We start from the raw sequence: 2,807 nt of genomic DNA on the forward strand, positions 1-2,807 counted from the left end.
CAGTACTGGACCAACGTTGACGCCGAACTCGGCGCCAAACTGCGCGCCAACCTCGGCGCAGGCCAGACCGCATCAGACGCTGAAGCAGCCAACAAAGTCGGCTAGTCCGTAGCTACCGGATTTTTTACCTTGGATTTGCTCGGCCGCTTGAAGGCCGAGGCGGCGGTGACGAGCCAGCGCCCGAGCCGGTCTAGGATGAAACATGACGAGGTGGCAGTTCGGCTGGGACTTTCAGGCCTGGGTACTCCGCATGGACAAGGACGCGAGGCGACATGGCCGCACTCAACGACCCGGATAAGGGCGTAGACGCACAGGGCGGAGGCGTCCAATCGGTGGACCGTGCCCTCCAGATCCTGGATATCCTTGCCCGTGAGGGTGATGCCGGCGTCAGTGAGATCGCTGAGGAGATGGGCGTCCACAAATCCACAGTATCCCGCCTGGTGGGGTCCCTTGTGGGTCGGGAACTGGTCCGCCAGAACAGCGAACGCGGCAAGTACCAGCTGGGCTTCGGGATCCTGCGATTGGCATCGTCCATCCCAGGCCGATTGAGCGTGGTACGCGAGGCTAGAGACGTTTTAGAGAGCCTCGCTGCGCGCTACAAGGAAACTGTGAACTTGGCTGTCCTGCGATCGAATTACGCCGTCAACGTGGACCAGGCCATGGGCCCCTCCACGCTTGCAACATACGACTGGGTCGGCAGCCTGACGCCCCTTCATGCCACGTCGAGCGGGAAGGTTCTGCTTGCTGCCCTTCCTGCCGACGAAAGGGACACAATTTTCAAGACCGTCGGCCTGCCAGCCCGCACTCCGCGTACCGTGACAAATCGTGCGCAACTGGAGAAGCAGCTGCTCGAAATTTCCCGGCAAGGCTACGCGGTCGTCCACGAGGAGTTCGAAATCGGCCTGTCAGCGGTCGCAGTTCCCATTTGTAACCATCTTGGGAATGTAATCGCCGCCGTGAGTATCTCGGGTCCTGCGTTCCGGTTCACTCCGGAAGAGGACCCCGGACTCATCGAAGGGCTCCGCGCGGCTGGACTGTCCATTAGCACGAAAATGGGCTACAGACGCCGATAGGCCCGACCGCAGAGGTCGGGCTTATCGGAGGGCAAATGGGCGCACGATTATCTAGTCGGAATGACGTCCCCTACAACTTCCTGAATCCAGTCTTGGAAAGCGCTGATGTGGTGCTCACTCGGAACCAGTACTCCGCCCTTCGCGTAGATCTTTGATCCCATGGCGGGCTGGCAGTGTTCGCAGGCGTCAAAGTCTTATTGGTTGACGCGGTGGAACAGCTCCACCGAGGCGCTGCCGTCCTTGCCGCTCTCCACGACGCTGGGCAGGTACAACCACTCACACTCGACGATCGAGTGGTCGGCGGCCATGGGGAACATGCGGTGGATGATGACGTGGTCCGGAACGAGGTTAACGAACACCGTGGGCTTGATGGTGATGGCGTAATAGCGAGCCAATGCGTAGCCAAGGTACTCGCGGATGTGGGCCTTCGTCAGGCCGTGTTCGTCACGGTCGGTGTCCGGCATCTTGGTCAGGTTTGGAGCGGCAATCAACGTGCCTTCGAAGTCATAGGTTGCCGATGCTGCGACGCCACCTGGTGAACAGCCGCGGTTGGTTCATGCCAAGTACTGCCACGGCGGTCCCGCCCTGACAGTAGATGGCAAGGAAGTTGGGGTCCTGCGGGTCGCCAGCTTCAATTTCGCCTGGACAGCGAGGGCAGCGCGCTCCAGTGCGCCGGTCCATTGCTCAACCCGTCGGTGTCGGCAGAGTCCGCCTTCAAACCATGCTGCACAATCTCCGACAGCGACGATGCCCGGGACATTGGTGCGGCCCATGGAATCGCCTGGTAGGCCGTCGCAAAGATTGACCCCGGAGCCTTCGAGCCATTCAATATTCGGCGCGGCGCCAATTCCTACCCCTACGACGTCTGCGGGAAGCCGGCGTCCGTCAGCCAACAGGAGGCCGGTGACCTCTCGGTCGCTCGTGTCGAACCCTTCGATCGCGGCGCCTGAGATAAGTTCGGTGCCTGTCGAGCTGTGGAGCTTCGCCACCGTGGCGCCCGTGTCCGGGCGGCAACCAGTTCTAAGGCCAGCCCTTGTGCGTCCGAGATGGTCCGCAGGTTAAAGACAGCAAGCGTCCCGATTTCATCAACCGCTTCTTACGCAACAACCATCGCGATATGCAACAGCGTGACGTATCCCATGTTGCGTGTCAAGGGCCCCCGGCAAATCAGCGAAAACCCTTGACATCCGTCATCATCAGACGCAATCTGTTGCTTAGTGCGATTGCCGTTGAGTCATGCGGAACGATCCCGTCCTTACCCCCTTGGCGCGAACTTAATCCCGCGAACTTAATCCCCTGACCACAAAAGAGGTGCTCCATGCGCAAGCCCTGCCCGCTCAGTGAACTCGCTCCCGGGGAGGCGCAACGGCTCGATACTGCTCCACCCCCGGCCAAACTGCCGATCCGGACGCACGAAGTGCAAATCGTCGACGGCAACATCATGATCATCGAATCGGACGAGGCCCCCAACCTTCCGCCCGGTCTGACTCCCGCGGGCCATGTTTAACCGCAAGCCCATGATCCACCGAGCAAAGGACCCGCTCATGGCTATAAGCAATGACTTAAAACCCTTAACCCCCGAGGAGTTGCCTGCCGACAACGCTTTGGCAGAGGCTCCCCCCAACGAAAAGCCCGAAAGTACGCGAAACACCAAAACAGTCATTGGTGTCCCCGCGGGAGAAAACACCAACCCCGCTGTCCTCGATCCGGAGGACGGAGCCGCAGAGGGCCTGC

At 60.6% G+C, this 2,807-nt stretch carries 4 protein-coding genes and 1 pseudogene; 3 read left to right on the top strand and 2 right to left on the bottom strand.

The genetic code is table 11. From position 1 onward, the window contains the following. Window positions 1-272 precede the first annotated feature (272 nt). Window positions 273-1,073, top strand: coding sequence for an IclR family transcriptional regulator (locus J2S97_RS23880; RefSeq protein WP_307052409.1), 801 nt, complete (start codon window positions 273-275; stop codon window positions 1,071-1,073). 47 nt (window positions 1,074-1,120) lie between these two features. On the opposite strand, the pseudogene J2S97_RS24135 reads toward J2S97_RS23880, so the two are convergent. Then, window positions 1,121-1,537: pseudogene (locus J2S97_RS24135) on the bottom strand (SRPBCC family protein). A 90-nt stretch (window positions 1,538-1,627) separates the two neighbouring features. After that, window positions 1,628-2,062 carry an FAD-dependent oxidoreductase gene (locus tag J2S97_RS23890; protein WP_307052411.1) on the bottom strand — a complete coding sequence of 145 codons (435 nt, stop codon included), beginning with the start codon at window positions 2,060-2,062 and terminating at the stop codon, window positions 1,628-1,630. A 329-nt stretch (window positions 2,063-2,391) separates the two neighbouring features. Between J2S97_RS23890 and J2S97_RS23895 the strand changes: the two genes are divergently transcribed. Both J2S97_RS23895 and J2S97_RS23900 read left to right on the top strand, forming a co-directional pair. Next, on the top strand, window positions 2,392-2,580 hold the full coding sequence (locus J2S97_RS23895) for a hypothetical protein (RefSeq protein WP_307052412.1): 189 nt from the start codon (window positions 2,392-2,394) through the stop codon (window positions 2,578-2,580). A 37-nt stretch (window positions 2,581-2,617) separates the two neighbouring features. Next, window positions 2,618-2,807, top strand: a 190-nt coding sequence (locus tag J2S97_RS23900; RefSeq protein WP_307052413.1) for a hypothetical protein, incomplete at its 3' end; no start/stop codon positions are given.

It is taken from the genome of Arthrobacter oryzae, assembly GCF_030812315.1.
Taxonomy (GTDB): domain Bacteria; phylum Actinomycetota; class Actinomycetes; order Actinomycetales; family Micrococcaceae; genus Arthrobacter; species Arthrobacter oryzae_B.